The organism is Tessaracoccus oleiagri (assembly GCF_900103275.1).
GTDB classification, from domain to species: domain Bacteria; phylum Actinomycetota; class Actinomycetes; order Propionibacteriales; family Propionibacteriaceae; genus Arachnia; species Arachnia oleiagri.
The window spans coordinates 347,570-371,886 of sequence record NZ_FNGP01000001.1 but is presented as its reverse complement, the minus strand read 5'-3'; the positions used below and the strand labels follow the sequence as shown (position 1 = coordinate 371,886).

The following is a 24,317-nucleotide window of genomic DNA, read 5'->3' as shown; positions in this document are numbered from 1 at the left end:
GCGGCCACCTTCGGCTCTCGCGCATATTTGGACTATACCGGATAGGGTGTAGGCATTGGAATAGGGAGGTGACATGGATTTCGCGTACCGGACGATCGATGTGCACGCGCACCTGATGGGCGATGGGTTCACGCCATCCGTCCGGCGCGAGGCGGCTGCCCTCGGGGTCGACCACTTCGTCGTCTCCAACATCGGGGAGTACGTCGCGGACCCCACGAGGGATCAGGTGCGTCAGTTGAACCTTGCCACCCAGGAACTCGTCGCCGGCGAACCCGCCCGGTTCTCAGGCTACGCCTACCTCAACCCCCGGCACGGCGCGTGGTGCCTCGAAGAGCTTGAGCGCGCCTGGGAGGGCGGCCTCGTCGGAGTGAAGCTCTGGATCTCGACGCTGGCTGATGATCCGCGCGTGCTCCCCATCGTGCACGCGTGCGCCGAACGTCGCGCCCTGGTCCTGGTGCATGCCTGGGACAAGGCCACCGGCCAGTTGCCCCATGAGTCGACGGCGCACCACGTCGCCCGGCTCGCGGCGTTCTGTCCCGACGCCCGACTGGTCATGGCGCACCTCGGCGGGTTCTTGCCGGGCGCGATGGAGGCGGTGCGCGGGCACCCGAACGTCCACGTCGACACCTCGGGCACGGTGACGGCGAGCGGCCAAATCGCACACGCGGTCGCCACGCTGGGGGCGGAACGCGTCCTGTTCGGCTCCGACGCCACGATGGCCTGTCTGGCCACGAACGTGGGCAAGGTCCTCGACGCCGGACTCGATGAGGAGGCCGCCCGGCTCGTCATGGGCGGGAACGCCGAGCGGCTCCTGCGGGAGGTGCTGAGGTGAGCGCGCCGTTCTGGCCCCATCCCGGGCACCCGGACCCGCTCGCGGACTTCCGGGGCCTCCGCGCCGTCGACACCTGCGCGTGGCTGGCGCAACAGGGCAGGTCCGAGGCCGCCGACGTCGAGGTTGTCGAGGCTCACTGCGAGCGGTTCGGGCTCTCCGAGGTGTGGCTCGGAGCGCTGGACGCCCTCCGGGCGCCGGGGCTGGCAGCCGCCCGAGCCAACGACCGTGTGCTGAACGTCGCCCGGCGGCATGGCCGGACGGCGCCTTTCGTTACGGTCTTCCCGGATGAAGGTCGGCCCATGCACGAATGGGCCGACATGGGCGCACGCGGTGTACGTCTCGCCCCGGGGCGGGCGCCAGGGGTTGAACTCGGTGCGTGGCTGGATCTGGTTCGGGAAGCGGCCGAGTGCGGGCTGGCGGTGCAGGTCGTCGCCCGGATCGAGGATGCACGAGTCGCGCTGTCGGGAATACCTTGGGCAGACCCGCCGCCGGCGGACATCGCCCTCCTGTGCGACGCGGCCCACCCAGCGGGAATCGTCATCAGTGGGCTGAACTTCACGGAGATCCGCACGACCGCGGGGCTCGTCGACCAGCCGCGCCACGTCCGCTTCGACCTTTGGTACGTGGGCGGCCCCACCGGCGCGGTCTCCGAACTGGTGCGCGTGGGGGTGTCGCCCTGCTTCGGCACGGCGTATCCGCTCCAATCGCCTTCAGCCAGCGCGCTCCCCATCGTGAGCCCGCTGCTCAGCCTTGACGAGCGGAAGAGGATCGCGCGGCCTCAGCTCATGTCCCACGAGGCCGAGAGCTCGTAACGGTCGCCGCGGTACGTGGAGCGGCCGGTCTCCATGACGCGCCCCTCCACGTCGCGGACCGTGCTCGTGATCGCCAGGCACGCGTCACCGGGCTGGCAGCCAAGTGCGTCGACCTCGCGCTGGTCCGGCAGTATGGCCTGCGCGGTCGCATCGACGTGGCCCCTCTTCACGCCGTACCGCTCCTCGATGAGGCCGTAGAGCGACACGTCGTCGAGCTCTTCCTCGTCCAGGCCCGGGAAACGCTCCAAGGGCAGGCTTGAGCGCTCGACGCCGACGGCCTGCCCGTCGACGGTGCGCAGCCTCACCACGCGCAGGACGCTGGACGAGCCACTCACGCCGAGGACTTCGGCGAGCCTCGTACCGACGGGGGTCACCTCGCGTTCCAGCACCCGTGCCCCGACCGAGGCGCCTTCGCGGTGGGCAGACGTGGAGAACGAGCGCCCCAGCTGCTGCTGGCTCAGCATCGGCTCCGCGACGAAGGCGCCGGCGCTCGGGCGGACCGTGAGGACGCCGTCGTTGGCCAGGCGGGTGATCTCGTTGCGGACGGTCATGCGCGCCACGTCGAAGTGTGCGGCGATCGCCCGCTCGGACGGAAGCGATGAGCCGGGGGGCAGTTGTTGTGCGAGGGCTTCGAGGATCGCCCGGATCTGAAAGCCCTTGGGGGCGCTTGGGTCCAGCCGGTCGGGGATCCTGAGATCGTCGAGCGAGCGATTGGCCGGTCTCGCCATGTCTTCCCCTTCTCGCGGGCCGTGCTCCGCATCGCTCGCAGGGTTCTGTCGCGACTTGGACGCACGTCAGTGCACTGTTGAAATGATAGGAGGGGGCCGCGGTTCGCGGCCCCCTCCCCTCATTCTTCCGTCAGGCCACGGTGGCCCTCGGGTTGATCCGGAGCAACTGCGTCGAGTCGTGGATCGTCCAGAGGTTGCCGTACTCGTCGATCGTCAGCCACAGGGTGTTGCCCTCGTAGAGGACCTGCAGGCTGGATCCGGCGGAGCCGGTCTCCTTGACTGCGGCCGGGTCGAACGTGAAGACGCCCTCATGGGCGACCTGGCCGTAGATCCGGCCGTCGGGGTGCAGTGCCATGGAGGCGTGGCTACCAGAGATGCGTTCGCCCGGCTTCCACTCGGGGAGGATCTCCTCGGCCTGGATCCACTCGAGCGTCTCCGGGTCGAGCGCCAGGAGCCAACCCTCGGCGTATGCCCACACAGTCCCGTCGGCGTCCGTCGTGAGTGCGTTCACGGAGCGGAGGCCGTCCACGGGTAGCGCGAGCTTGTCGAGCTCGCCCGTGGCCTCGTCGAACACGAGGAGGTAGCCCTCGGAGTCGACCGGCAGGCCATCCCACGCGTAGTAGATGTTCGATCCGCCGAACACCTTGTCCCCGCTCGCAGTCAGCGCGTTGATCGAGTGGTGACCCACCTCTTCACTCATGGTGGTGCACTCGCCCGTCTCCAGGTCGAGCCAGCCGAAGGCGCCCATGTCATGCCCGTAGCCGGCCTGGCTGCCGTAGTAGACACGGTCGCCGTGGCCCAGGAGCGCGTACGGTCGGTTCTGGTCCTGGCCAATGGTGCAGTCCACACGCGGCCGTGCGCCGTCGTAGATGGAATCCGGGGTGAAGGATTGGATCTGCCCCGCTGGGTAGACGCCCTGGTACACGCGATCGCCGTACGTCGTCATGTACTCGGCCTGACCGCCGACGACGTAGGTCGCCTGCCGGTCGTCGCGCATGGGCGTGACGACGCCGAGTCCGCCGGTGAGGTAACCCGAGCTCCAGATCCGGCCTTCGGGGCCGGCCGTCAGGGAGATCAACCCGGTGCTCATCATCGGGATGTCCTCCACGAGCGTGCGGAAGAAGTTGCCCGACTCCGGGTTGTACGCGGCCAGCCACGCTCCGGAGTTCCAGCCCACCACGCTTTCACCCGGCCACGCCGGGTCGCGGAGGTCGATGGCCTCCCACTGGCGAGCGAAGATGCCTGCGGGTGCGTCGTTGATGACCTCTTCGACGCCGGTCTCGACGTCGTAGGAGTAGAGCGGGATCTCGGGGGAGGTGTTCGCCTTCGCGTAGTAGACCTTGCCGTCGATGACCGGGCTGCTGCCATTGAAGATCACGCCCGGGATCTCGGCAACCTTCTCGGCGGTGAGGTCTCCGGCATCGTCGCGGCCCACCTTGAGGATGACGAGGGCATCATTCCCGGTGCTGTTGCTGTCACCGCCCCACACCTGTACATAGCCGTCGCCGGCCGTCAGCCCGTAGACCCAGGTGCTCCCGAGGATCATTTCGCCGAGGAGGGCGCTGAAGTCGGTGCACTCCTCGGTCTCGGCCTCACAGCCCCAGAGACCGGGTCGCGTACCCACACCGGCCCAAACGGAGTCCGACTCCTCCTCGTACGCGACGGCGCGGGTGTAGTAGGCGCTGGTGGTGAGCGTCGGCCCGAACTTCGAGAAGCCGCTGTCCGGGTGGTAGCTCCAGAGCTGCGCTCCCTCGTAACCGTTGGCGGGTTCACCCCAGCCGCCGCCGTAGATGGTGCCGTCGGGGGATGAGCTCAATCCGTAGACCATGCCGCTGCCGGACAGCGGCAGCGTGCCGACGAAGCGAGACTCCTCGTCGCCCGGCGTCCAGGCGTACAGGCCGTGCCGCTGGTAAGTGCCGACGTAGACGGTCCCGTCGGGGGCCTGCTCGATGGTCCAGGACCCGGTGGCGCCCACGAGATCGACCGTCTGCGTGACCTCCTGGGTCAAGATGTCCGTCACGACCAGGACCGCGGGCTGGTGGGCGTTGCCGGTCGCGACTGCGAACGTCACGGCGCGATCGTTCTCGTCATAGCCGGCGGCCATGGCGAGGAACGTGCCTCGTCGGGTGATTTGCGGCCCGAGGTTCGTGTAGGGGGCGGTGATCCGGACGTCGTCGACCCGCACCTGCTTCTGGGCGCCGATCTCGACGGCCACTGCCGTGGTACCGGCGGGAGCGGTGGCCGTGAACTCGACGAACTCCCCGGCGGTGCCCATGCGCTCGGAATGGGTCGACTCAACGACGGCGCCCGCCTCGTCGAGGAAGCGGAGTCCGAGGCTGACTTTTCCGGACCCCGAGGCGTCGGCGAAGACGGTGTAGGCCTCTCCGGCCACCGCATCCACTGGGGAACTGAGAAGACCGCTGGTCACGCATGGGGGAGCGCCTTCGAACTGTACGGCGGTCTGGAGGTCCGTCGCGCCGTCCGAGCCGGTGGAGACCGCGGAAGTGCACTGCTTGGAGGCGGGACCGCCGCGGCCGTTGGTCTGTGTCCAGCCGGCCAGGCCCTCCTCGAAGCTGTGGTTCTGGATCAAGAGGTCGCCCTGTTGGATGCGGGGCGCGGGGGCGGCGTGAGCGGGGAGGTGTACTGCCGCCAGCGTGGCGGCCAGCGCGAAGAGGGTGAATGTTTTGGCTGCCCTTCTGGTAGGGCTCGGATCTTGATGAGGCATCTTGCGACTCCTTCGTCAGACGTGGACTCACTGTAGGCAGACCGAACAGTTCTGGTCAATACCAGAAGTGAACTCGTCTGAACGTTGTGTGAGGATTCGGGCGGTGTCTGGAAGAATTGAGCGCATGAATTTGCTCGGTCGCTCGTTCTTGAAGGAACTGGACTTCACCCCGGAGGAGTGGGGCTACCTGCTCGACCTCTCGGCGCGCCTGAAGACTGAACGACGCGAGGGACGCGAGCAGCGACGCCTCGCGGGCAAGCACGTCGCGCTCCTGTTCGAGAAGACCTCCACCCGCACCCGATGCGCCTTCGAGGTGGCCGTCGGCGAGCAGGGCGGCCAGACGACGTACCTCGACCCCACCGGCTCGCAGATCGGCCACAAGGAGTCGGCCGCCGACACGGCCCGGGTGCTCGGCCGCTGGTACGCCGGCATCGAGTTCCGCGGCTCGGCGCAGTCCGACGTCGAGACGCTCGCCGCCCATGCGGGCGTGCCGGTGTTCAACGGGCTCACCGACGAATGGCACCCCACGCAGATGCTGGCCGACCAGCTCACGATGCGCGAGCACGCCGGCAAACCCCTTTCCGAGGTGGCGTTCGCGTTCCTCGGCGACGCCCGCAACAACGTCGGCAACTCGCTGCTGATCTCCGGCGCCATGATGGGCATGGACGTGCGGATGGTCGCGCCCAAGCAGCAGCAGAACGCCGAGGACATCGTCGCCGCGGCCCGCGGGATCGCGGAGCGCACCGGCGCCCGGATCACCATCACCGACGACGTGGCCGCCGGCGTGCGCGGCGTCGACTTCGTCTACACCGACGTGTGGGTCTCCCTCGGCGAGCCGCCGGAGGCCTGGGCCGAGCGGATCGCGTTGCTGCTTCCCTACCAGGTCAACGCGAAGCTGCTGGAGGCCACCGGCAACCCCGGCGTGAAGTTCATGCACTGCCTCCCCGCGTTCCACGACCTGGGCACCCACGTCGGCCGGGACATCCACGAGAAGTTCGGCCTCGACGGCGTGGAGGTCACCCACGATGTGTTCGAGTCGGACGCCAGCATCGTCTTCGACCAAGCGGAGAATCGCATGCACACCATCAAGGCCGTACTCGTCGCGACGCTGGCCGGTGAGTGATGGCGGCCCGCTTCCTCACCACCAACCCCTGTCAGGACGCCTGCGGCACCGTGCAGACCGACGAGCGCGTCGAGGGCGCCCCGGTCTACCGCTGCCCGGGCTGCGACTCCAGCTGGATCGAGCTGAACGAGCGCACCGAGCCCGCCGAGCCATCGACCGAGCCCGCGCAGTAGACCGGGACTCCGGAATTCAAGAAACTTCACTTGCTTGACCGCAGGCCCTCCGGGCCCCGCAGGAGAACGCGCGCCCTCCACCAAGCAAGTGAAGTTTCTTGAAATCCCGCCTCCGAAACCGACGGAAACGAAGGAGCCGCCCCCTCAGGGAGCGGCTCCTCGTGGTTCAGCGATCAGTTGCCGGTGCTCGGCAGGCCGGGACGCGGCCCGCCGCCACCGTTGTCGTCATCATCGTCGTCGTCGCCGTCATCGACGACGTCGCCCGCGAGGACGCTCACCGGGACGAGCACCTCGGTGCCCGAGTCGGAGACGACGAAGCGGATCCAAGTGTCACCCACGGCCACGCCTGTGGCGGGGATGGTCACCTCGACCGTCGCGACACCGTCGGTCACGTCCGCGGAGCCGACCTCGACGTCGCCGATGTAGGCAGTGACCGAGGTGTTGGGCAGCTGCGGGGAGACCTTGTCGCCCGTGTTCAGGAACATGTCCAGGGTGCCCGGGTTGACGCCACCCTCGACCGCCACGCCGAGCGTGAAGGACCCGGACTCGCCCACCTTGATCTCGGTGGCCGCTTCGGTCACGGACACGCCGCGCTTGGTGTAGTCAGGGGCGAGGTCGCCCTGCGCACCGATCCAGTCCACCCACGCCGTGAGGTCGACGAGGCCGGCGTCACGGGTGTTGACGCCCTCGGCGAAGACGCGGAAGTTGTCGCCACCGGAGATCAGGAACGAGCCTGAGCCGAAGGTGTAGAGCTTGTCCATGTCGATCGGGGCGCCGTTGATGTAGATGCCCGTGATCCGCTCGCCCTCGGGAAGGGTCTCGTCGTAGGTGTAGGAGACGTTGTCCGACAGGCCCAGCGCGAGGTACGGACGCGAGGGGACCTCGCCCTCCGCGTTGCGCTGCCACTGCTGCTCGAGCACCGTCTTGAACTGCTCGCCGGTCAGCTGCGTGGTGAACAGCGAGTTCGCGAACGGCAGCACCAGTGCGGCCTCTTCGTAGGTGATCTCGCCCGCGTCGAACGAGTCGCGCGTGCCGCCGGGGTTCTGGACGCCGATGAACTCGTCGTCGCCGTTGCTCATCATGTCGAAGAACATCTGCGCGACCATGTTGCTCATGGGCGACTCCTGGTCGCGGGTGCTCGCGTCGCCGTCGCCGGCGGTGGAGATGGCCTCGGTGGCGTTGCCGATGACCTCGGCACCCGCCTCCGCGGCAGCGGCCACGGCCGCCTCGACGATGGAGTTGATCTCCGCGATCCGGGCGAAGCTGGCGTCGCCTGCCTCAGGGGCCTCGACGTAGCTGGCGGCCGTCTCGCAGAGCTCGCCGGTGTCGGCGTCGACGCTCAGCGTCACGCGGGCGATGCCGCCGGCGTAGGCGTCGGCCTGCAGGAGGGGCTGGCCGCTCGCGGTCTCCCACACGTACTGCTGGTGGGTGTGGCCGTTGAAGACGACGTCGACATCGGTGGAGATGTCGCCGTAGATCGAGGCGAAGTTCGAGGAGGCGGCGGCGTTCGTCGCGGCATCGGATCCGCCGTCGGGGGCGCCCTCGTGGATCGTGGCGACGACGATGTCGGCCTCGCCGTTGGCCTCGTCACCGTCCGACAGCTCGGCGGCGACGCGGTTCACGGCCTCGACGGGGTCACCGATGGAGAGCGCGGAGATGCCGGCCGGCGACACGAGCGACGGCAGGTCGCCCGTCACGGCGCCAACGACGGCGATGGTGACGCCGCCCTTCTCGAAGACCTCGTAGGCCTGGAGTGGGTCCGCGACGTTGGCGGTGGTCTCGGCGGTGCCCGCGTCGTAGACGTTGGCGGCGAGGTACGGGAAGTCGGAGGCGGCGACGACACGGCCGGACAGGTCGGTCCAGCCCTTGTCGTACTCGTGGTTGCCGGTGGCCGACACTTCGACGCCTGCAGCGTTGAGGACGTCGAGGGTGGGCAGGTCGTCGGCCACGGCCGAGACGAAGGTGGAGCCGCCGATGCTGTCGCCGTTGGAGGTCAGCAGGACGTTGTCCTCGCCGGCCTCGGCCCGGATCTGCTCGACGATGGTGAAGAGGGCGGCAGCGCCCTGGACACGGCCGTGGAAGTCATTGAACGACAGCAGTTCGACCGTGTTCGGTGCGACGCAATCGACGGCGAAGGCCGCCGTCGGAGCTACGGTGGCGACGACCGCGCCGGAGAGGCCCAGCGCACCTGCGGCCAGCCCGGCGATGGAACGCCGTGGGAGTTTGGACATAGAGAGAATCTCCTGTTCGAGGGATGTCCCGCTGTCGCTGCGGGGATCATGAGCCACTCTTGTGACTCCATACCACTTTGGTCAAGTAGTTCTCCGAAAATTCATCTGGTCGAAACCTAAACGGGCACTTAAGTGCCGAATGGGCGTCGGCAAGCGGCGACGGCGGGGGTCCAAGTCGCCCCTGAGAGGTTTGTGAGGAATGCACATCGCGGACCCCGTCCAAAGCACCTACGCTTACGTAAGCTACGGTTGCGTAACTTAGTGGAGGGACACGCGTGCTCGGACAAAGCGACGACATGGTGCAGCTGCTGACGCCCGACGGGCGGCGGGTCGACCATCCGGAGTTCACCTTCCGGGGAACCACCGACGATCTGCTGCGGAGCCTGCGCGACATGTGGCTCGGACGCCGGTTCGACGTGGAGGCCATCGCCCTGCAGCGGCACGGGGAGCTCGGCATGTGGCCGCCGCAGCTGGGCCAGGAGGCCGCCCAGATCGGCGCCGCCCGGGCCATCCGCGACGGCGACCACGTCTTCCCCTCCTACCGCGAGCACTCGATGGCGCTCGCGCTCGGCGTCCCGATGCAGCAGATCCTCGGCTTCTTCCGCGGCACCGACGCCGGCATCTGGGAGATGAACGACAAGTTCCGCACCTACGCACTCGTCATCGGCGTCCAGACGCTGCACGCCGTCGGCTACGCGATGGGCCTCCAGTTCGACGGCCTCGTGGGCAACGACGACGAGTCGACGAACTCCGGCGTGATGGTCTTCCACGGCGACGGCGCCTCGTCGCAGGGCGACGTCAACGAGGCCTACGTCTTCGCCGCCAGCTACAACGCCCCCGTCGTGTTCTTCTGCCAGAACAACCAGTGGGCCATCTCCGAGCCGATCACACTGCAGTCGCGGATCCCGCTCTACGAACGCGCCCGCGGCTTCGGCTTCCCGGGCATTCAGGTGGACGGCAACGACGTCCTCGCCGTCCAGGCCGTGTCCGAATGGGCGATGGACCGGGCGCGCCGCGGCGACGGCCCCACCTTCATCGAGGCCTACACCTACCGGATGGGCGCCCACACCACCGCGGACGACCCGACGAAGTACCGGGCCCGCGACGAGGAGGAAGCCTGGCGCGGCCGCGACCCGATCAACCGGCTCGTCGCCCATCTGCGCGACATCGACGCCATCGACGACGCCCACCTCAAGGCGCTCGAGGAGGAAGCCGACGAGCTCGGCGTCCGCACCCGTGCGTCGATCAAGGAACTGACCGACCGCACCATGGACGAGCTGTTCGCCGGCGTGTACGCCGAGCCGACGGTGGCGCTGGAGGCCCAGCGTCGCCAGTTCAAGGAATTCGCCGACAGCTTCGAGGAGGACTGAATGGAAAAGCTCACGATGGCGAAGGCCCTCAACCGGGGCATGCGCCGCGCGCTCCAGGCCGACCCGAAGGTCCTGCTCGCGGGGGAGGACATCGGCAAGCTCGGCGGCGTCTTCCGCGTGACGGAGGGCCTCCAGGCGGAGTTCGGTGAGAACCGTGTGATCGACTCGCCGCTGGCCGAGTCGGGCATCGTCGGCACCGCCATCGGGCTCGCGATGCGCGGCTACCGGACGGTGATGGAGATTCAGTTCGACGGGTTCGTGTACCCCGCGTTCTCGCAGATCGTGTCCCAGTTGGCGCGCATGCACGGCCGCACCGGCGGCAAGGTGCCGATGCCCGTCGTGATCCGCATCCCCTACGGCGGCGGCATTGGCTCGATCGAGCACCACTCCGAGTCGCCCGAGGCGTACTTCGCGCACACCCCCGGACTCAAGGTGGTCACCCCGTCGAACCCGAACGACGCGTACTGGATGATCCAGCAGTCGATCCGCTCCGACGACCCGGTGATCTTCCTCGAGCCCAAGCGCCGCTACCAGACCAAGGGCGGGGTCGACTTCGAGTCGCGCCCGGCCCCGCTGCACTCCGCGTCGATCGCGCGCTACGGCACGGATGCGACGCTGCTGGCGTACGGTCCCACGGTGCCCACCTGCCTCGAGGCCGCCGACATCGCCGCGGAGGAGGGCCGCAGCCTGGAGGTCGTCGACCTGCGCACGCTGAGCCCCATCGACTGGGTCACGCTGATGAACTCGGTGTCGCGGACCAAGCGCGCCATCGTCGTCCACGAGGCGCACCTCTCGCTCGGGATGGGCTCGGAGATCGCCGCGCGTCTGCACGAGGAGCTGTTCTACGTGATGGAATCTCCGGTACTGCGCGTGACGGGCTACGACATGCCGTACCCGCCGGCGCGGGTGGAGCACCAGTACCTGCCGGGCGTGGACCGCATCCTCGACGCCGTCGACAAGTCCCTGGCCTACTGAGAGGACCAACGAGATGCTGCAGACCTTCCTGCTCCCCGACGTCGGCGAGGGCCTGACCGAGGCCGAGATCGTCGCCTGGCGCGTCGCCGAGGGCGACGTGATCAAGGTCAACGACGTGCTGGTGGAGATCGAGACGGCCAAGTCCATCGTCGAGCTGCCGTCGCCCTACGCGGGCACCGTGAAGTCGTTGCTGGTCAGCGAGGGGACCGAGATCGAGGTGGGGACGCCCATCGTCGAGATCGACGACGGCTCCGACGACGAGGCCCCCGAGCCAGTGCTCGTCGGCTACGGGGCGTCCGAGGCGCCGAGCCGACGACGTCGCCGCAGCCGGCAGACCCCCGATCGCTCCGCCAGCGAGGCGATGGCGAGCGCCTACGAACAGCGGGCCCCGGGCCGCTCCACGGAGGAGGTGCACCCGGCGGAACCGGTCCGCGCCGAGGCCGTGGGCGACCCGCTGCCCACAGCCGGGGAGGCACCGTCGGAGTCCTCGCTCGTGCTCGTGGAGGACAACGACCCCCGCGCCAAGCCGCCCGTGCGGAAGTACGCCGCCGACCTCGGCGTTGACCTCTCCACCGTCGTCGGCACCGGACCGGACGGCACCATCACCCGCCGCGATGTGGAGGCCGCCCTCGCGTTCCAGCGGCTGGAGCAGGAGCCCCGACAGGGCCGCGTCATGAACGACCAGGCCACCTTCGGCGGCGAGCAGCGTGCCTACACCGCCACCGGCAGCCACGGTTTCGGCGGCGCGGCCGGCGGGCCCAGCGGGTTCGGCGACTTCGGCGCCGGGTTCGACCCCTTCGAGGGGCGCGCCGAGCGTCGGGTCCCGATCAAGGGCGTGCGCAAGGTCACGGCCGAGAACATGGTGCGGTCGGTCAACACCCACGTGCACGTGACCGAGTGGGTCACCGTCGATGTCACCGGCACGATGGAGTTCGTCGAGACGCTGAAGCAGCGACGCGAGTTCACCGGCCTCCGGATCTCCCCGCTGCTGGTCTACGCGAAGGCGATCTGCCTCGCGCTGTCGCGCAACCCCGAGCTCAACTCCGAGTGGGACGAGGAGCGCCAGGAGATCGTCTACTACCGCGACGTGAACCTCGGCATCGCCGCGGCCACCCCGCGCGGGCTCATGGTGCCCAACATCAAGAACGCCGGCCGGCTCAGCCTGCTGCAGCTGTCGCAGGCCATCAACCAGCTCGTGCAGGTGGCGAAGGACGGCAAGCTCCAGCCCGCCGACTACAGCGGCGGCACGTTCACGATCACCAACGTCGGCGTCTTCGGCATCGACGCGGGCACCCCGATCATCAACGGCAACGAGTCGGCGATCTTCTGCATGGGGTCGATCCAGCGCCGGCCGTGGGTCGTCGGGGAGGGAGCCGACGAGCGGGTCGAGCCCCGCTGGGTGACGACGCTCGCCGTCGCCTTCGACCACCGGATCATCGACGGCGAGCAGGGGTCGCGCTTCCTGCACGACGTCGCCTCGATCCTCGCCGAGCCGGCGCTGGCGCTCCTGTTCTGACGCTCGGTCCGTGAGGAGGGAGCGCAGCGACCGTCTCGCAACTCGATCCTCGCCGAGCCGGCGCTGGCCCTCCTGTTCTGACCCTCGGTCCCTGAGGAGGGAGCGCAGCGACCGTTTCGCAACTCGGTCCCTGAGGAGGGAGCGCAGCGACCGTCTCGAAGGGCCGACGAGCCGGGCTCAGCGCTGGCGCTTGTCCACGTCGTCGGCGAACACGTCGGGCACGCCGTCGAGGTTGGTGTCGACGTGCTCCTTCTCCTCGATCGTGCGGTAGTAGCGGTTGCGGGGGATGAGTAGGATCGCGCCGACGAGCGAGGCGAGCAGCGACGCGGTGAGCACGCCGACCTTGGCGTAGTCCTGCAGGTCGCTGCCGGCGGGGAAGCTGAGCTCGCCGATCAGCAGCGACACCGTGAAGCCGATGCCGGCGATCGCGGCGACGCCGATCAGGTCGACCCACTTGATGTCGGGGTCCAGGTTGGCGTGCTTCAGGCGCGTGATGAGCCACGTCGTGCCGGTGATGCCGATGATCTTGCCGACGACGAGGCCCGCGATGATGCCGAGGGTCACCGTCGAGGTCCACGACTCCAACAGCCCGGACCAGCCGCCCACCGCGACGCCCGCGCTGAAGAACGCGAAGATCGGCACGGCCAGGATGGTCGAGATCGGCTTGAAGCGGTGCTCGAACGTCTCCGACAGCGAGTACTGGACGCCGTGTTCCTCCTTGGTGTGCACCGGGACGAGGAAGGCGAGCACGACGCCGGCGATGGTGGCGTGGATGCCGGAGTTGTAGAACAGCGCCCACACGAGGACGCCGATCGGCAGCAGGATCAGCCAAGCGGCGGTGAACCAGCGATGGAACCAGTGCTCGAAGCGGTTGGCGAGGAAGCCGTACAGGACCAGGGGCACGATCGCCGCGGCGAGGTAGCCGAGCTGGAGGTCGTCGGTGTAGAAGATCGCGATGATCGTGATCGCGATCAGGTCGTCGACGACTGCCAGCGTCAGCAGGAAGGTGCGCAGCGCGGCGGGCAGGTGCGTGCCGATGAGGGCGAGGATCGCCACCGCGAAGGCGATGTCGGTGGCGGCGGGGATCGCCCAGCCGTTCATCGCGCCTTCGGGGCCGTTGAGGTTGATCGCCGCGTAGATCAGGGCCGGGACCGCGACGCCGCCGAAGGCGGCAGCCATCGGGACGAGCGCCCGGCCGGGGTTGCGGAGGTCGCCGACGACGAACTGTCGCTTGAGCTCGAGGCCGACGAGGAAGAAGAAGATGGCCAGGAGGCCGTCGGCGGCCCAGTGCCCGATCGACATGCGCAGGTTCAGGATCCCGAAGTCGACGCCGAGGTAGGTGTCGCGCAACCCGAAGTATGCGTCGGCGACGCCGGTGTTGGCGAAGATGAGGGCGATCGCCGCCGCGATGAGCAGCAGCACACCGGCCATGGTCTGCGTGGTGAGCGTCTTCTCGATCCGCGAGTACTCGCGGAACGTGCCACGGCTCAGGATGGTGGCGTTGGGATCAGACATGGTTGTCCTCCGGGGTCGACTGACACGTGCATGCCGACCAGACTTCCCGGCGCTCCAGAGTCTCGATTTTTCCACACCGACGCGGACGCGGCCAACCGCGACCGCATGTTGCACCACGCGCAAGTGAGGGAGCGGACCGCGCTCCCTCGCCGCGTGGCAAGGTCTTTTAGTCCTATTCGGGCTTCCTCTGCGCGATCTTGATGAGCGCGATCACGCCCTCGAGGATCACCCTCAGTACGAGGATGGCGAGGGCGGAGCGGAGCAGTCCGACGATGAGCGACTCGGCGACCCAGAACCCGCCCCCGCCCACGTCGGTGAGGGACCAGATCACCTCCGAGAGCCAGATCGCCAGGATCGCCACGATCCCCACGACGTAGATGATCCCCGCGGACCGCGGCAAGGAGAACTCGGTGAAGTTGGGGCTGAACGGGTTGAGCCCCTTGACGGCCCGGCTGCCGTGGCCCTGCTGGACGTAGCCCGCGGCCTCCCAATCCTGCGTCGGCTGGTGCTGCTGCTCCCAGCCGCCCTGCTGCTGTCCCCAGTTCTGCGCCGGCTCCCAGCCGCCCTGCGGCGGCTGGCCCCAGCCCTGCCCCTGGCCCCACTCCTGCTGGACCTGCTGGCCCTGCTGCTGGGACCACTCGTTCGCGCTCTGTCCCTGCTGCCATTCGCCGGCCCCGGTCTGGCGCTGCGACCAGTCGGCGGCGGAGTTGTCGTGACGCTGCGGATCCCACTCGGCGGCGCTGCGCTGACCCGTCGGCGCGGCCCATTCGTTGGCCGACTGCTGCGGCTGCCCCTGCGGCGGCGCCCACTCGTTGGCCGACTGCTGCGGCTGGCCCCACCCGCCGTCGCCCTGCTGCTGCCACTGGCTGTTCTGCCCGTTGTTCCATTGGTCGTTCGACATGCCGGCAAGTCTGCCACCGCCGCAGACCAGAGCCCTTTCGTCGCCCCGGGCGTCGCGTCATTAGGATGGCGCGGTGACCACCAGCCACCTCGCCGTCGACCTCGCCGCCATCGCCCGCAACGTCGAGCGCATGCGCGAACGCGGCGGCGGGCGCGACGTGTTCGCCGCGGTCAAGGCTGACGCGTACGGGCATGGCATGGTCCCCGTCGCGCGGCACATCGAGCCGCTGGTGACCGGGTTCGGGGTCGCGACGGTGGGGGAGGGCCGTACGCTCCGCGACGCGGGGATCACCACACCGATCCTGAAGCTCTCACCCGCGCTGCCCCCGGAACTGCCCGGCGCGCTGGAGTGCGGGATCTCGCTCACCATCGGCGCCCTCGCCAACATCGACGAGGCCGCCACCGCCGCTCGGGAGGCAGGTACCATGGCCCGCGTCCACCTGAACGTGGACACCGGCATGCGCCGCGTCGGCGTCCGGCCCGACGACGCGGTCGCCGCCGCCCAGCGCATCGAAGCGGCCCCGGAGCTCGAGCTCGAGGGCATCTTCACCCACTTCGCGGACGCCGACACCGAAGAGGGCCGCGCCTTCACCCACCAGCAGATCGCCGCCTTCCGGCTCGCCGTCGACGAGGTGGTCGCCGCCGTCGGGCCAGTCCGCTGGGTGCACTCCGCCAACTCCGCCGGGATCCTCAACCACGACCTCACCGGTGACACCGCCGTCCGCCCCGGCATCGCGCTCTACGGGTCGGCGCCCGAGCTCAACCTCGCCGACGACCTGCTCGACCCCGTCGCCCGCTGGACCTCGAGGGTGATCCTGGTGAAGCCTGTGCGGGCCGGCGAGTCCGTGTCGTACGGGCGGACGTGGACCGCCCCGGACGACACGTTCATCGCGACCGTGGCCGTCGGCTATGGCGACGGGTACTCGCGGCTGAACTCCAACCGCGGCCGCGTCCTCATCGCCGGGGTGAGCTACCCCGTCGTCGGACGCGTCTGCATGGACCAGATCATGGTGGACCTCGGTGCCCGGACCGACGTGGTGGCCGGCGACGAGGTCGTGCTGATGGGCGGCTCCGGGTCGGACCGGATCACGCCGCAGGAGCTCGCGAACCTGATGGGCACCATCCCCTACGAGGTCACCTGCCTGATCACGCAGCGCGTACGCCGCAGCTACACCGCCTGACGGTGGTCGGATTACAGAAAACTCATTTGCTGGGCAATCTCGCCGCTCCGCGCGTGCGGCGAGATCCCCTAGCAAATGAGTTTTCTGTAAATCCCGGAGCGTGAGCCCCGGTCAGCCGGCGAGCATCTCCTGCATCTCGGCGATCTCAGCCTCCTGGTCGGAGATGATCTTCTCGGCGAGCGCCAGCGCCTCGGGATTCTCACCCTCGGCGAGCTCTGCATCCGCCATCTCCACCGCGCCCTGGTGGTGGGCGATCATCCCCTCGAGGAACGCCTGGTCGAACTCCTGGCCCTCGAGACCCTCGAGGTGCGCCATCATCTCCTCCTGGCTCATGCCGTCCATCTCCATGCCGCCGTGGTCCATGCCGCCGTGCTCGGAGGGGGAGACGTCTTCGCCCCAGGCCTCGAGCCAGGCCGTCATCTGCTCGATCTCCGGGCCCTGCGCCTGCGCGATCCGCTCGGCGAGGTCCTTCACCTCGGCCGACTCCGCCTTGTCGGTGGCGAGGTCCGCCATCTCGATGGCGCCCTCGTGGTGGACGATCATCATCTGCGCGAAGTCGGTGTCGGCGTCGTTGTGGGCCTCCGAGACCTCGCCGCCGCTGCTCGCCGTGGACGTTGCGGCCGGGGTCGCCGGTGCCGCAGTGGTGGGCTCGGTGCCCGCGTCCGCGCAGCCCACCAACGTTGCGGCCGCGACGACGCCGCTGACAGTGACGGCCAGGAGCTTCTTGCGTGTCATGGGTGATTCTCCATTCCCGCGGGTGGTTGGGCCCGCGTCCTTCACCGTAGGGACGGGTCGGCGCAGGAACCACGCAGGAACGATCAAGAAACGGTCAAGAGGTGGGCAGGGTCGTCCCGGGCAGCGTGAGCGTGAAAGTGGCGCCGGTTCCGGGACCGGGGCTCGTGACCGTGAGGGAGCCGCCGTGCGCGCGGGCGAGGCTGCGCGAGATCGTCAGGCCGATGCCCGAGCCGCCGGCGTCGCGGGCGCGGGAGGTGTCGGTGCGATAGAACCGGTCGAACACCCGGTCGCGCTGGTCGGCGGTGAGCCCCTCGCCCGTGTCCGTGACGGTGATGCGGGTCTCGCCGCGCAGGGTCTGCCCTGCGACGCGCACCTGACCGCCGGGGGGCGTGTGCCGGAGCGCGTTCTCGATGAGGTTCCCCAGGATCTGCCCGACCCGCTGGGCGTCGGCGACGACGGTGCCGCCATCCGCCTCGCCCGACAGCTCGACCCCCTTCGCCGCGTACCGCGGCCGGAACGTCGCCACCGCCTGCTCCACGAGCAGCGCCACCGGGACGGGATGGCGGTCGAGCTCGAACCGGCCCTCCTCCGCCCGGGAGACGTCGTTGAGGTCGTTGGCGATGCGCTGCAAGCGCGCCGCCTGCTGGGCGAGCAGCTCGTGCCCCTCCCGGTCCCACGGGACGAGCCCGTCGCCGATCGCCTCCAGTTCGGCGGTGAGCGTGGACAGCGGCGTGCGTAGTTCGTGGGCGACGTCGGACAGCAGTCGACGGCGGCTCTCCTCGGTCGCGTCGAGTCGCCGCGCCATGCCGTTGAAGGCCTCGCCGAGCGCGTCGAACTCCGGACTCCCGTCGCCGACGGGTACGCGGGCGGCGTAGTCGCCGGACTCCACACGTCGGGCGGCGGCGGCCAACTCGTCGAGAGGACGCCGTAGGCGACGCGTCTCCCACCAGGCGAGCAGCGTCGCCAGTCCGAGCGCGACGACGAGCCCCGCCCCCAGCGACCGCACCCCCGCGTCCAGGAACGCCTGCTCGACGTGCGCCATCTCGGCCGAGCCGCCGGTGTGACCCAGTTCCAGCAGGTGCTCGTGGAACAGCGGGGGCCCGACGATGAGCGCCACCACCGCTGCCGACAGCACCGAGGCCGCGACCACGACCGCGAACGCGAGGAAGGTCCTCGTCCCCCACGCCAGCCGGGGGCGCTCCCCGTCGGCCATCAGCCCTGGCCCATCCGGTAGCCGACGCCGCGCACGGTGAGCACGTACCGGGGCTCGGCGGGCGGGTCGTCGAGCTTCTTGCGCAGGTTCGCCACGTGCACGTCGACGACGTGCTCGTCACCCACCCAGCCGGGGCCCCACACCTCGTCGATGATCTGGCGGCGGCTGAGCGCCAGGTTCGGTCGGGCCGACAGCACGTCGAGGATGTCGAACTCGGTCCGCGTGAGCACCACCGGCTCGTCCCCGAGCCAGGCGTCGCGGCCGCCCGCGTCGATCCGGAGCTGCCCGAACTCGCGCGCCGCCTGCGCGGTCGCGGGTTGGGTCCTGCGCCGCGGCCTGCGCAGCATCGCCTGCACACGCGCGACGAGTTCGCGCGGGCTGAACGGTTTGGTGAGGTAGTCGTCGGCGCCGACCGAGAGCCCGATCACCTTGTCCACCTCGTCCACCCGCGCGGTCAGCATGATGATGTAGCAGTCCGAGAAGGTCCGGATGCGGCGGCACACCTCCACGCCATCCATGCCGGGCAGCCCGAGGTCGAGGATGACCACCTCCGGGTCCAGTTCCTGGGCGAGCCGCACCCCGTCGGGGCCCTCGTAGGCCTCGGCGGTCTCGAACTGCGCCTGCCGGAGGTAGGAGGCGACGATGCCCGCGAGGGGGCGCTCGTCGTCGATGATCAGCGCCTTCGCCGGTGCGGTGTCTGCCATGTCGCCATTATTGCCCGCCCGACTGAACGGCCCCACCCGCGATGTGGCCCTCCCGGAATCCTTGGCCGAATCTTGACCCGCACTGGACAGCTCCTGAACGAGACCCGGTGAGGCTTGGAAACGTGAACGAGACCCTGCAGACCGCCCCCGCCGGACCGACGACGGTCCTCGCCGAAGTAACGCTGGTCACCGCTCCTGCCTGCCACTTCTGCGAGGACGCGCAGGAGCGCCTCGGCCAGCTGGAGACCCGTGGCCTCATGCGCTTGACGCTCGTGCCGTCCGAATCCCCGGAGGGGCAGGAGCTGATCCGCAGGCATCGGCCCGGCATGTTCCCACTGACGCTGCTCGAGGGCCGCTACTTCCACGACGGAAGGCTGCCGCGAGGCAAGCTGGCCCGGCTCGTCCAGCAGCTGGAAGCGCGCTGACGTGGGCGCCGACCTCCTCAGCGCCGGCGGCGTGCTCGCGGCGTTCCTCGCCGGTGGGGTGGCGCTCTTCGCGCCGTGCTGCATCGTGTTCCTCGCGCCCAGCTACCTGGCCGCTGCGGCGAAGAACCGCCGCTGGCGGTTGCTGCCGCTGACCTTCGTGTTCGCGGCGGGCCTCGCGCTCGTGCTCGTCCCGATCACGATGGGCGTGAGCCTCATCGCCGGCGCGATCGCGAAGTACCACGTGGTCCTGTACTGGGCCGGCGGGCTACTGATGATCGGACTGGGCGTGCTGGCGCTGTCCGGGGCGATGTGGTCGATGCCGTCGTTCCTGCGTGCGCCGGACACCGCACGCGGCGACACCGCCACCTTCTTCAGCCTCGGCGTGTTCTCGGGCATCGCCTCCAGTTGCTGCGCCCCCGTGCTCGCGGGCGTCATGACACTGTCCGCGCTCTCGGGCTCAGCTGTCGGCGGACTCGTGCTCGGCTTGGCGTACGTCTTCGGCATGGTCATCCCGCTGTTCGTGATGGCGCTGCTGTGGGACAAGCGGCCCGACGGGATGCGCCGACTGCGGGCGAAGCCGGTTCGTGTGCGGTTGGGTCGCTTCACCCTCGCCACCAACACCGTCAACCTGCTCGTCGCGGTCGGGTTCGTCATCATGGGCGTCGCGGTCATCTTCCAGGCCGGGGCCACCGAGATGACCGGCGCCGACGCGCCCTTGGTCGGCATGGGCGCCTGGCTCAGCGAAGTGTTCGCCTGGCTGCTCGCCATCACCGCGCCCATCCCCGAGTTCGTGCTCGGGCTGTTGCTGCTCGCGGTGGTCTCCGTGTTCGTGCTCGTGACGCTGCGCGACCGCCGGGCCGCGGAAGCGGAGGTCGAGGCGCACGACTGCTGCGGCTCCGACGCCGACGATGCCGACCTCGACCTTCCCGTCACCACCACATCGGAGGACCAGCGATGACCCAGACCAAGCCCGCACCTTCCCGACGCGCCCAGGTGCGCATGCAGCAGGAAGCGGACCAGTCCCAAGCGAAACGACGTGCCACCATCGGACGCGCGGTGAGCGCCGTGGTGGTGGTCCTCATTCTCGCTGTCACGGCCTACGGGCTGTGGTCGGCGGCACCGCAGCAGAGCGAGGCGAGCGGAGCGGCGCCCGACTTCACGCTCTCCCGCACCGACGGGTCGACGGTGACGCTCAGCTCGTTGCGGCCCGATCCCGTGATCCTCTACTTCAACGAGGGCGCCGGCTGCGCGTCGTGCACGGTGCAGATGGCGGAGATCGAGAAGCACCCCGGCTTCGAGGAGGCGGGGATCACCGTGTTGCCGATCGTGATGAACACCGCGGAGCAGATCATGCCCGACCTCGCCCAGTTCGGCGTCAAGACCCCCGTCCTCCTCGACGACGGGACGGTGTCCAAGGCGTACGACTTCCTGGACAAGGGCATGCACGCCGGCCTGCCCGGCCACGGCTTCGTCCTGATCGACGGTGAGGGCGTGCAGCGCTGGTCGGCGCTCTACCCGTCGATGTGGCTTGAGCCTGAGGAACTGCTCAAGGAAGCGACGAGCCGCCTCGGCTAGTGCCTATTCCAGAAAACTCACTTGCTTGGCCCGACTGACGCCGTTTTCCCTTGTCGGCGGACCCCTTCGGTCAAGCAAGTGAAGTTTCTTGAAGCCCGGTCGCAGGGATCCCCAAGCCCGGAAGGGCCTCAAGGCTTGAAGGAACCCATCCGTAGCCACGGCACCGGCGGCGCAATCTGCTTCCCGACGTGAACGAACCGGGGTCAGCTGCCGGGGCAGCTGCGCTCAGCGGACTCCTGGTAGTCGGGCACGGGGCGGGCGGCGGCCTCCTCGGCGGTGGCGGCGATGCCGTTCTCCTCGATGTCCTTGATCAGCCAGTCCATCTCGAAGATCTCGCGGCGCTGTGCCTCGCTGATCTCCACCGCGAGTTCGCAGACCCGCGCGTCCTGGATGCCGGCCCGTTCGGCGCGGGTGATGGCGAGGGAGTGGTGGGGGATCATGCCGCGCATGAAGGCCTGGTCGTCGACGGTGGCCTGGCTACGGTCGAGGGCCGCGCCGCCGCCAAGGAGCAGCAGGCTGACGACGACGATGACGACGTTCGCCTTGGCGTTCTTGTACATGTTGAGCATCCAGGCGAGCATGATCAACCCCATGGCGCCGCCCATGGTGAGCGCCATGAAGATGCGGCTCTGACTGAACCGGATGTGGCTCCATTCCCAGGAGCCGACGAACATGGTGAAGTACATGACCACCATGCCGGTCAGGATCATGGCCCCGAACCGGAGGTACATCTGCTTCTGGTGGTGGGACTGCGACTGGTGGGAGTCGTGCGACTGGCGCGGCTCGTCGGACTGCTGTTCCGCGTGCTCTGGGGGCATGGTCAGCGCTCCTTCCGAATGTGTGCTTGTCAGCATAGGAACCCGGAGGGTCAAAGAGCTTCGTGGTGTCGGAGCGGGCGGCGGTGAACTGAGCCGGGCGTAGCGTGGATCGTCAAGCAGTTTTCCGGCACCAGAAAGGAAGACCCACCATGGAGGACACCTCACCCAAGCTCGTCGATCCCGTCTGCGGGATGGAGGTCCAGCCCGACTCGGCCGCCGCGTCGGCCGAATTCGAGGGCAACACGTACTACTTCTGCTCGCAGCAGTGCGCAGACACCTTCAACTCCGACCCCACGCGCTACGTCGTCGCCTGACCGCGTCGATAACGAAGCGGCCCGCCCCTGGTCGGGGGCGGGCCGTTGTCCGTCGACGGCGGTCAGTGCTCGGCGTGGTCGCCCCCGCCACCGCCGTATTCGGGCACGGTGATGCTGGTGGACTTGAGGCCCTCCGTCGGCGGCGCTGCGCTGTAGCTGACGCCGTTGGGCTTGTCGCCCACGGGCACCGTGGCCACGACCTTGCCGGTCGTCAGGTCGATGGCGGAGACCGTGTCGTCGTAGAGGTTCGTCACCCAAGCACGCTGCCCGGTGGGCTCAATCACGATGCCGTGTGGTCCCGCCCCGGTCTCCACGGACGCTTCGACGGCCAGAGAAGCCGGATCGATGATGCTCACCGTGCGGCCGGGCGCGTCCTCGGTGCCCTGGTCGGCCGAGAGGAGGCGGCTGCCGTCGGCGGTCAAGTACAGCTGGACGGGCGGGGACGGGACGGCGACGGTCCCGACGGCCTTGCGCTGCTCGAGGTCGATCTTCACCACTTCGCTGGAACCGTTGAGGCTGGCGTAGGCGTATCGGCCCTCGGCGTCGACAGCGACCTGCGCCGGCGAATCTCCGACCGGGACGCTCGCCGCCACGGTGTTGCTGGCGGTGTCCACGATGTCGACTGCGCCGGCGGTGGTGTTGGCGACCACGACGAAGGCCCCGTCCGGGGTGGGTCGAAGCCCGTGGGGCCCGGCGCTCAGCGAAAGCGTGGCCTTCGGCTCGAGAGCCGCGGCATCGAAGACGCTCAGGCTGTCGTCGCCGGCGTTGGTCACGTAGACGTTGGAGCCGTCGGGAGAGACGATCACGTGCGCCGGGCTCGGGCCGGTGGGGGCGGTCCCGAGCAGTTCCGAGGTGCGGGCGTCCACGGCGACGAGGGCGCTCGCGTGGCCGCTCACGGCCCAGATGGTGTTCCCGTCGGGCCCTACCTGGACGTTGTGCGGTCCGTCGATGCCGTCGATGGTGGCGACGACATCGCCCGTGGCCGCGTCGATCGCGGTGAGAGAGTCGCCGTCCTCGTTGGCCACCCAGACCGTCCCGACGACGGGCGCCGCGCTCTCGATGGTCGCCGGTGCCGAGCCGCTCTCCCCTCCGCCGCCGCTACTGGCTGTCGCGATAGGCGTCGAGGAGTCGGTCACCGCCTCGGTCACCTGCTCGTCGGGCCCGCATGCGGCGAGTGAGAGCGTCATGGCTGCGACGAGCACTGCGGGCAGTGCTGGGCGACGGGCTACGCGTCGTGAGTGTGCCATCGAATTTCTCCTAAAGTTTGGTGTAAACCTGACGGTCTCACTATGACCGTCCAGCGTTCGAGGACGACCCGGGAACGGTCAAGGTTCGGTCAAGAGCGGGAGCCGGTACGAACGTGGAAAGACGATAAGGCCCGCCCCTCCACGGGCGGGCCTTATCGGTGAGGTGCTTGGTTGGCTTGGTTCAGTCTGTCGGGGTGTGGTGGGCAGCCCGTCTGTCCTGCGCTTCCTGCGTGTCGTGCGCGGCGTGTCCGCCGTGGCCGGCGTGCCCGTGTCCTCCGAACATCATCCCCACCATCATCAGCGGGCACGCCAGCACGACGGCGTAGCTGAATGCCTCGCTCACGGGCTTACCCAGGGCGAGCATCACCAGGAACAGTGCTCCGGCGAGGATGGCCATCCATTTCAAATGGCCCTTGTGGCTCATCATCATGCCTCGCCTCAGTGGATCCCGTAGGAGCCCGCGGTCCTGTGGGCGGTGGGGTCGGCATCGAAGAGCTCCGCGCAATGGGCGCAGCAGAAGAAGTAGCGCTGGCCGGCCCTGTCCCGGAACAGTCCCGCGTCCTCGGCGGTGGAGCGCAGCGTCTGGTTGCCGCGGACGGCGCAGATGACGACCTCGTCGCCCGGTCCCGCGATCACCGTGCCGTGGTGACCGTGACCGGACGCGTGTCCGTGTGCTCCGGTTCCGCCATGCTTCCCGCAGCAGCCCTCGCCGGTTCCGTGGTGGTTCATCATGTTGTCTCGTCCTTCCGTTGTTTTCTGCTACTCGTGGTGGCCGGTGTGCTCGTCGCTCTCGCTGGCGATGGGGCTGGGTGACTCGCTGGTTGCCGACTGCGGGGGTGGCTCGGCGCCGGTGGACGGTTGGTTGAGCAGCGGCCCGATGACGAAGGTGGAGACGGCGAAGAGGGCGGTGAACACGACGACCCCGATGGTCGGGGCCTTCCACGTCCCGAACCGGCGACCCAGCCTGCGGAGCATCGGAATGCTGAGCAGCAGACCGACGGCGAACAGGGCGAGGTTGCCGACCACCCCGGTGAGCAGCGCCGCTCCGGCGATGAAGCCGACGTGGTGGAGCACATGGGGCGTCAGGCCCATCAAGGCGCCGATGGTGGCCCGGATTCCCGCCCAAATCGCGGCGAGCCGGGTGCGCCCGCGGCCGCCATCGATGGCGGTTGCCGGAGACTCCCCTCCGGTGCTGGTGGGCATCG

The 24,317-nt window shown here is 69.1% G+C and carries 25 protein-coding genes; 12 read left to right on the top strand and 13 right to left on the bottom strand.

From position 1 onward, the window contains the following. Nucleotides 1-73: 73 nt before the first annotated feature. Both BLR46_RS01640 and BLR46_RS01635 read left to right on the top strand, forming a co-directional pair. The gene (locus tag BLR46_RS01640) at nt 74-832 is read left to right on the top strand and encodes an amidohydrolase family protein (protein WP_093248347.1); all 759 of its coding nucleotides are present in this window, start codon (nt 74-76) and stop codon (nt 830-832) included. Further along, nucleotides 829-1,644 carry an amidohydrolase family protein gene (locus BLR46_RS01635; RefSeq protein ID WP_093248345.1) on the top strand — a complete coding sequence of 272 codons (816 nt, stop codon included), beginning with the start codon at nt 829-831 and terminating at the stop codon, nt 1,642-1,644. The genes BLR46_RS01640 and BLR46_RS01635 overlap by 4 nt, the downstream gene beginning before the upstream one ends. On the opposite strand, the gene BLR46_RS01630 is transcribed toward BLR46_RS01635, so the two are convergent. Both BLR46_RS01630 and BLR46_RS01625 read right to left on the bottom strand, forming a co-directional pair. Further along, on the bottom strand, nt 1,611-2,372 hold the full coding sequence (locus BLR46_RS01630; protein ID WP_093248343.1) for a GntR family transcriptional regulator: 762 nt from the start codon (nt 2,370-2,372) through the stop codon (nt 1,611-1,613). The two genes, BLR46_RS01635 and BLR46_RS01630, sit on opposite strands and share 34 nt — an antisense overlap. Nucleotides 2,373-2,502: 130 nt before the next feature. Then, nucleotides 2,503-4,962: a hypothetical protein gene (locus BLR46_RS01625; protein ID WP_143008168.1), complete on the bottom strand. Its 2,460-nt coding sequence runs from the start codon at nt 4,960-4,962 to the stop codon at nt 2,503-2,505. A 259-nt stretch (nt 4,963-5,221) separates the two neighbouring features. Here BLR46_RS01625 and argF point away from each other — a divergent pair, with 259 nt between their 5' ends. Continuing rightward, nucleotides 5,222-6,220, top strand: coding sequence for an ornithine carbamoyltransferase (gene argF / locus BLR46_RS01620; RefSeq protein ID WP_093248339.1), 999 nt, complete (start codon nt 5,222-5,224; stop codon nt 6,218-6,220). Then, nucleotides 6,220-6,393: a hypothetical protein gene (locus BLR46_RS14980; protein ID WP_176761612.1), complete on the top strand. Its 174-nt coding sequence runs from the start codon at nt 6,220-6,222 to the stop codon at nt 6,391-6,393. Before argF ends, BLR46_RS14980 begins: the two co-directional genes overlap by 1 nt. Before the next feature lie 173 nt (nt 6,394-6,566). Here BLR46_RS14980 and BLR46_RS01615 read toward each other — a convergent pair whose 3' ends face one another. Beyond that, a complete protein-coding gene (locus BLR46_RS01615) occupies nt 6,567-8,624 on the bottom strand; it encodes a bifunctional metallophosphatase/5'-nucleotidase (RefSeq protein WP_093248337.1) in 2,058 nt (685 codons plus the stop codon). A gap of 296 nt (nt 8,625-8,920) precedes the next feature. Between BLR46_RS01615 and BLR46_RS01610 the strand changes: the two genes are divergently transcribed. The 3 genes from BLR46_RS01610 to BLR46_RS01600 are packed head-to-tail and all read left to right on the top strand — an operon-like array spanning nt 8,921 to nt 12,485. Further along, the gene (locus BLR46_RS01610) at nt 8,921-9,994 is read left to right on the top strand and encodes a thiamine pyrophosphate-dependent dehydrogenase E1 component subunit alpha (RefSeq protein ID WP_093248335.1); all 1,074 of its coding nucleotides are present in this window, start codon (nt 8,921-8,923) and stop codon (nt 9,992-9,994) included. Beyond that, nucleotides 9,995-10,969 (top strand): alpha-ketoacid dehydrogenase subunit beta, encoded by a 975-nt coding sequence (locus BLR46_RS01605; RefSeq protein ID WP_093248333.1) that lies wholly within the window; start codon nt 9,995-9,997, stop codon nt 10,967-10,969. Nucleotides 10,970-10,982: 13 nt separating this feature from the next. Continuing rightward, complete coding sequence (locus BLR46_RS01600) at nt 10,983-12,485, top strand: dihydrolipoamide acetyltransferase family protein (protein WP_093248331.1); 1,503 nt, start codon at nt 10,983-10,985, stop codon at nt 12,483-12,485. A 177-nt stretch (nt 12,486-12,662) separates the two neighbouring features. Here BLR46_RS01600 and nhaA read toward each other — a convergent pair whose 3' ends face one another. Next, on the bottom strand, nt 12,663-14,000 hold the full coding sequence (gene nhaA, locus BLR46_RS01595; RefSeq protein WP_093248329.1) for a Na+/H+ antiporter NhaA: 1,338 nt from the start codon (nt 13,998-14,000) through the stop codon (nt 12,663-12,665). 172 nt (nt 14,001-14,172) lie between these two features. After that, on the bottom strand, nt 14,173-14,901 hold the full coding sequence (locus BLR46_RS01590; protein WP_093248327.1) for a DUF4282 domain-containing protein: 729 nt from the start codon (nt 14,899-14,901) through the stop codon (nt 14,173-14,175). A 73-nt stretch (nt 14,902-14,974) separates the two neighbouring features. Here BLR46_RS01590 and alr point away from each other — a divergent pair, with 73 nt between their 5' ends. Next, entirely contained in the window at nt 14,975-16,081 is a 1,107-nt protein-coding gene (gene alr / locus BLR46_RS01585) for an alanine racemase (protein ID WP_245701442.1), read from the top strand. A 111-nt stretch (nt 16,082-16,192) separates the two neighbouring features. On the opposite strand, the gene BLR46_RS01580 is transcribed toward alr, so the two are convergent. The 3 genes from BLR46_RS01580 to BLR46_RS01570 form a co-directional block, all read right to left on the bottom strand. Further along, nucleotides 16,193-16,816: a DUF305 domain-containing protein gene (locus BLR46_RS01580; RefSeq protein WP_093248325.1), complete on the bottom strand. Its 624-nt coding sequence runs from the start codon at nt 16,814-16,816 to the stop codon at nt 16,193-16,195. Between the two features lie 94 nt (nt 16,817-16,910). Further along, nucleotides 16,911-18,029: a sensor histidine kinase gene (locus BLR46_RS01575; protein ID WP_093248323.1), complete on the bottom strand. Its 1,119-nt coding sequence runs from the start codon at nt 18,027-18,029 to the stop codon at nt 16,911-16,913. Next, nucleotides 18,029-18,733 carry a response regulator transcription factor gene (locus BLR46_RS01570; RefSeq protein WP_093248321.1) on the bottom strand — a complete coding sequence of 235 codons (705 nt, stop codon included), beginning with the start codon at nt 18,731-18,733 and terminating at the stop codon, nt 18,029-18,031. Before BLR46_RS01570 ends, BLR46_RS01575 begins: the two co-directional genes overlap by 1 nt. A 122-nt stretch (nt 18,734-18,855) precedes the next feature. Here BLR46_RS01570 and BLR46_RS01565 point away from each other — a divergent pair, with 122 nt between their 5' ends. Genes BLR46_RS01565 through BLR46_RS01555 form a run of 3 tightly spaced genes read left to right on the top strand, consistent with a single transcriptional unit; the run spans nt 18,856 to nt 20,733 of the window. Then, nucleotides 18,856-19,158 carry a glutaredoxin gene (locus tag BLR46_RS01565; RefSeq protein ID WP_218118277.1) on the top strand — a complete coding sequence of 101 codons (303 nt, stop codon included), beginning with the start codon at nt 18,856-18,858 and terminating at the stop codon, nt 19,156-19,158. A 1-nt stretch (nt 19,159) separates the two neighbouring features. Further along, nucleotides 19,160-20,116 carry a cytochrome c biogenesis CcdA family protein gene (locus BLR46_RS01560; protein ID WP_093248319.1) on the top strand — a complete coding sequence of 319 codons (957 nt, stop codon included), beginning with the start codon at nt 19,160-19,162 and terminating at the stop codon, nt 20,114-20,116. Next, complete coding sequence (locus BLR46_RS01555) at nt 20,113-20,733, top strand: peroxiredoxin family protein (RefSeq protein WP_093248317.1); 621 nt, start codon at nt 20,113-20,115, stop codon at nt 20,731-20,733. The genes BLR46_RS01560 and BLR46_RS01555 overlap by 4 nt, the downstream gene beginning before the upstream one ends. A 203-nt stretch (nt 20,734-20,936) precedes the next feature. Here the strand turns inward: BLR46_RS01555 and BLR46_RS01550 are convergent, their stop codons facing one another. After that, nucleotides 20,937-21,551 (bottom strand): DUF305 domain-containing protein, encoded by a 615-nt coding sequence (locus BLR46_RS01550; RefSeq protein ID WP_218118276.1) that lies wholly within the window; start codon nt 21,549-21,551, stop codon nt 20,937-20,939. A 149-nt stretch (nt 21,552-21,700) separates the two neighbouring features. Between BLR46_RS01550 and BLR46_RS01545 the strand changes: the two genes are divergently transcribed. Then, nucleotides 21,701-21,865 carry a YHS domain-containing protein gene (locus tag BLR46_RS01545; protein ID WP_093248315.1) on the top strand — a complete coding sequence of 55 codons (165 nt, stop codon included), beginning with the start codon at nt 21,701-21,703 and terminating at the stop codon, nt 21,863-21,865. Nucleotides 21,866-21,927: 62 nt separating this feature from the next. Here the strand turns inward: BLR46_RS01545 and BLR46_RS01540 are convergent, their stop codons facing one another. The 4 genes from BLR46_RS01540 to BLR46_RS14970 form a co-directional block, all read right to left on the bottom strand. Beyond that, nucleotides 21,928-23,112 carry a YVTN family beta-propeller repeat protein gene (locus BLR46_RS01540; protein WP_093248313.1) on the bottom strand — a complete coding sequence of 395 codons (1,185 nt, stop codon included), beginning with the start codon at nt 23,110-23,112 and terminating at the stop codon, nt 21,928-21,930. A 181-nt stretch (nt 23,113-23,293) separates the two neighbouring features. Beyond that, the gene (locus tag BLR46_RS01535) at nt 23,294-23,539 is read right to left on the bottom strand and encodes a DUF2933 domain-containing protein (protein WP_176761611.1); all 246 of its coding nucleotides are present in this window, start codon (nt 23,537-23,539) and stop codon (nt 23,294-23,296) included. An 11-nt stretch (nt 23,540-23,550) separates the two neighbouring features. Continuing rightward, nucleotides 23,551-23,841 (bottom strand): hypothetical protein, encoded by a 291-nt coding sequence (locus BLR46_RS14975; protein WP_176761610.1) that lies wholly within the window; start codon nt 23,839-23,841, stop codon nt 23,551-23,553. Nucleotides 23,842-23,871: 30 nt separating this feature from the next. Further along, nucleotides 23,872-24,315: a hypothetical protein gene (locus BLR46_RS14970; protein WP_176761609.1), complete on the bottom strand. Its 444-nt coding sequence runs from the start codon at nt 24,313-24,315 to the stop codon at nt 23,872-23,874. Nucleotides 24,316-24,317: the final 2 nt, after the last annotated feature.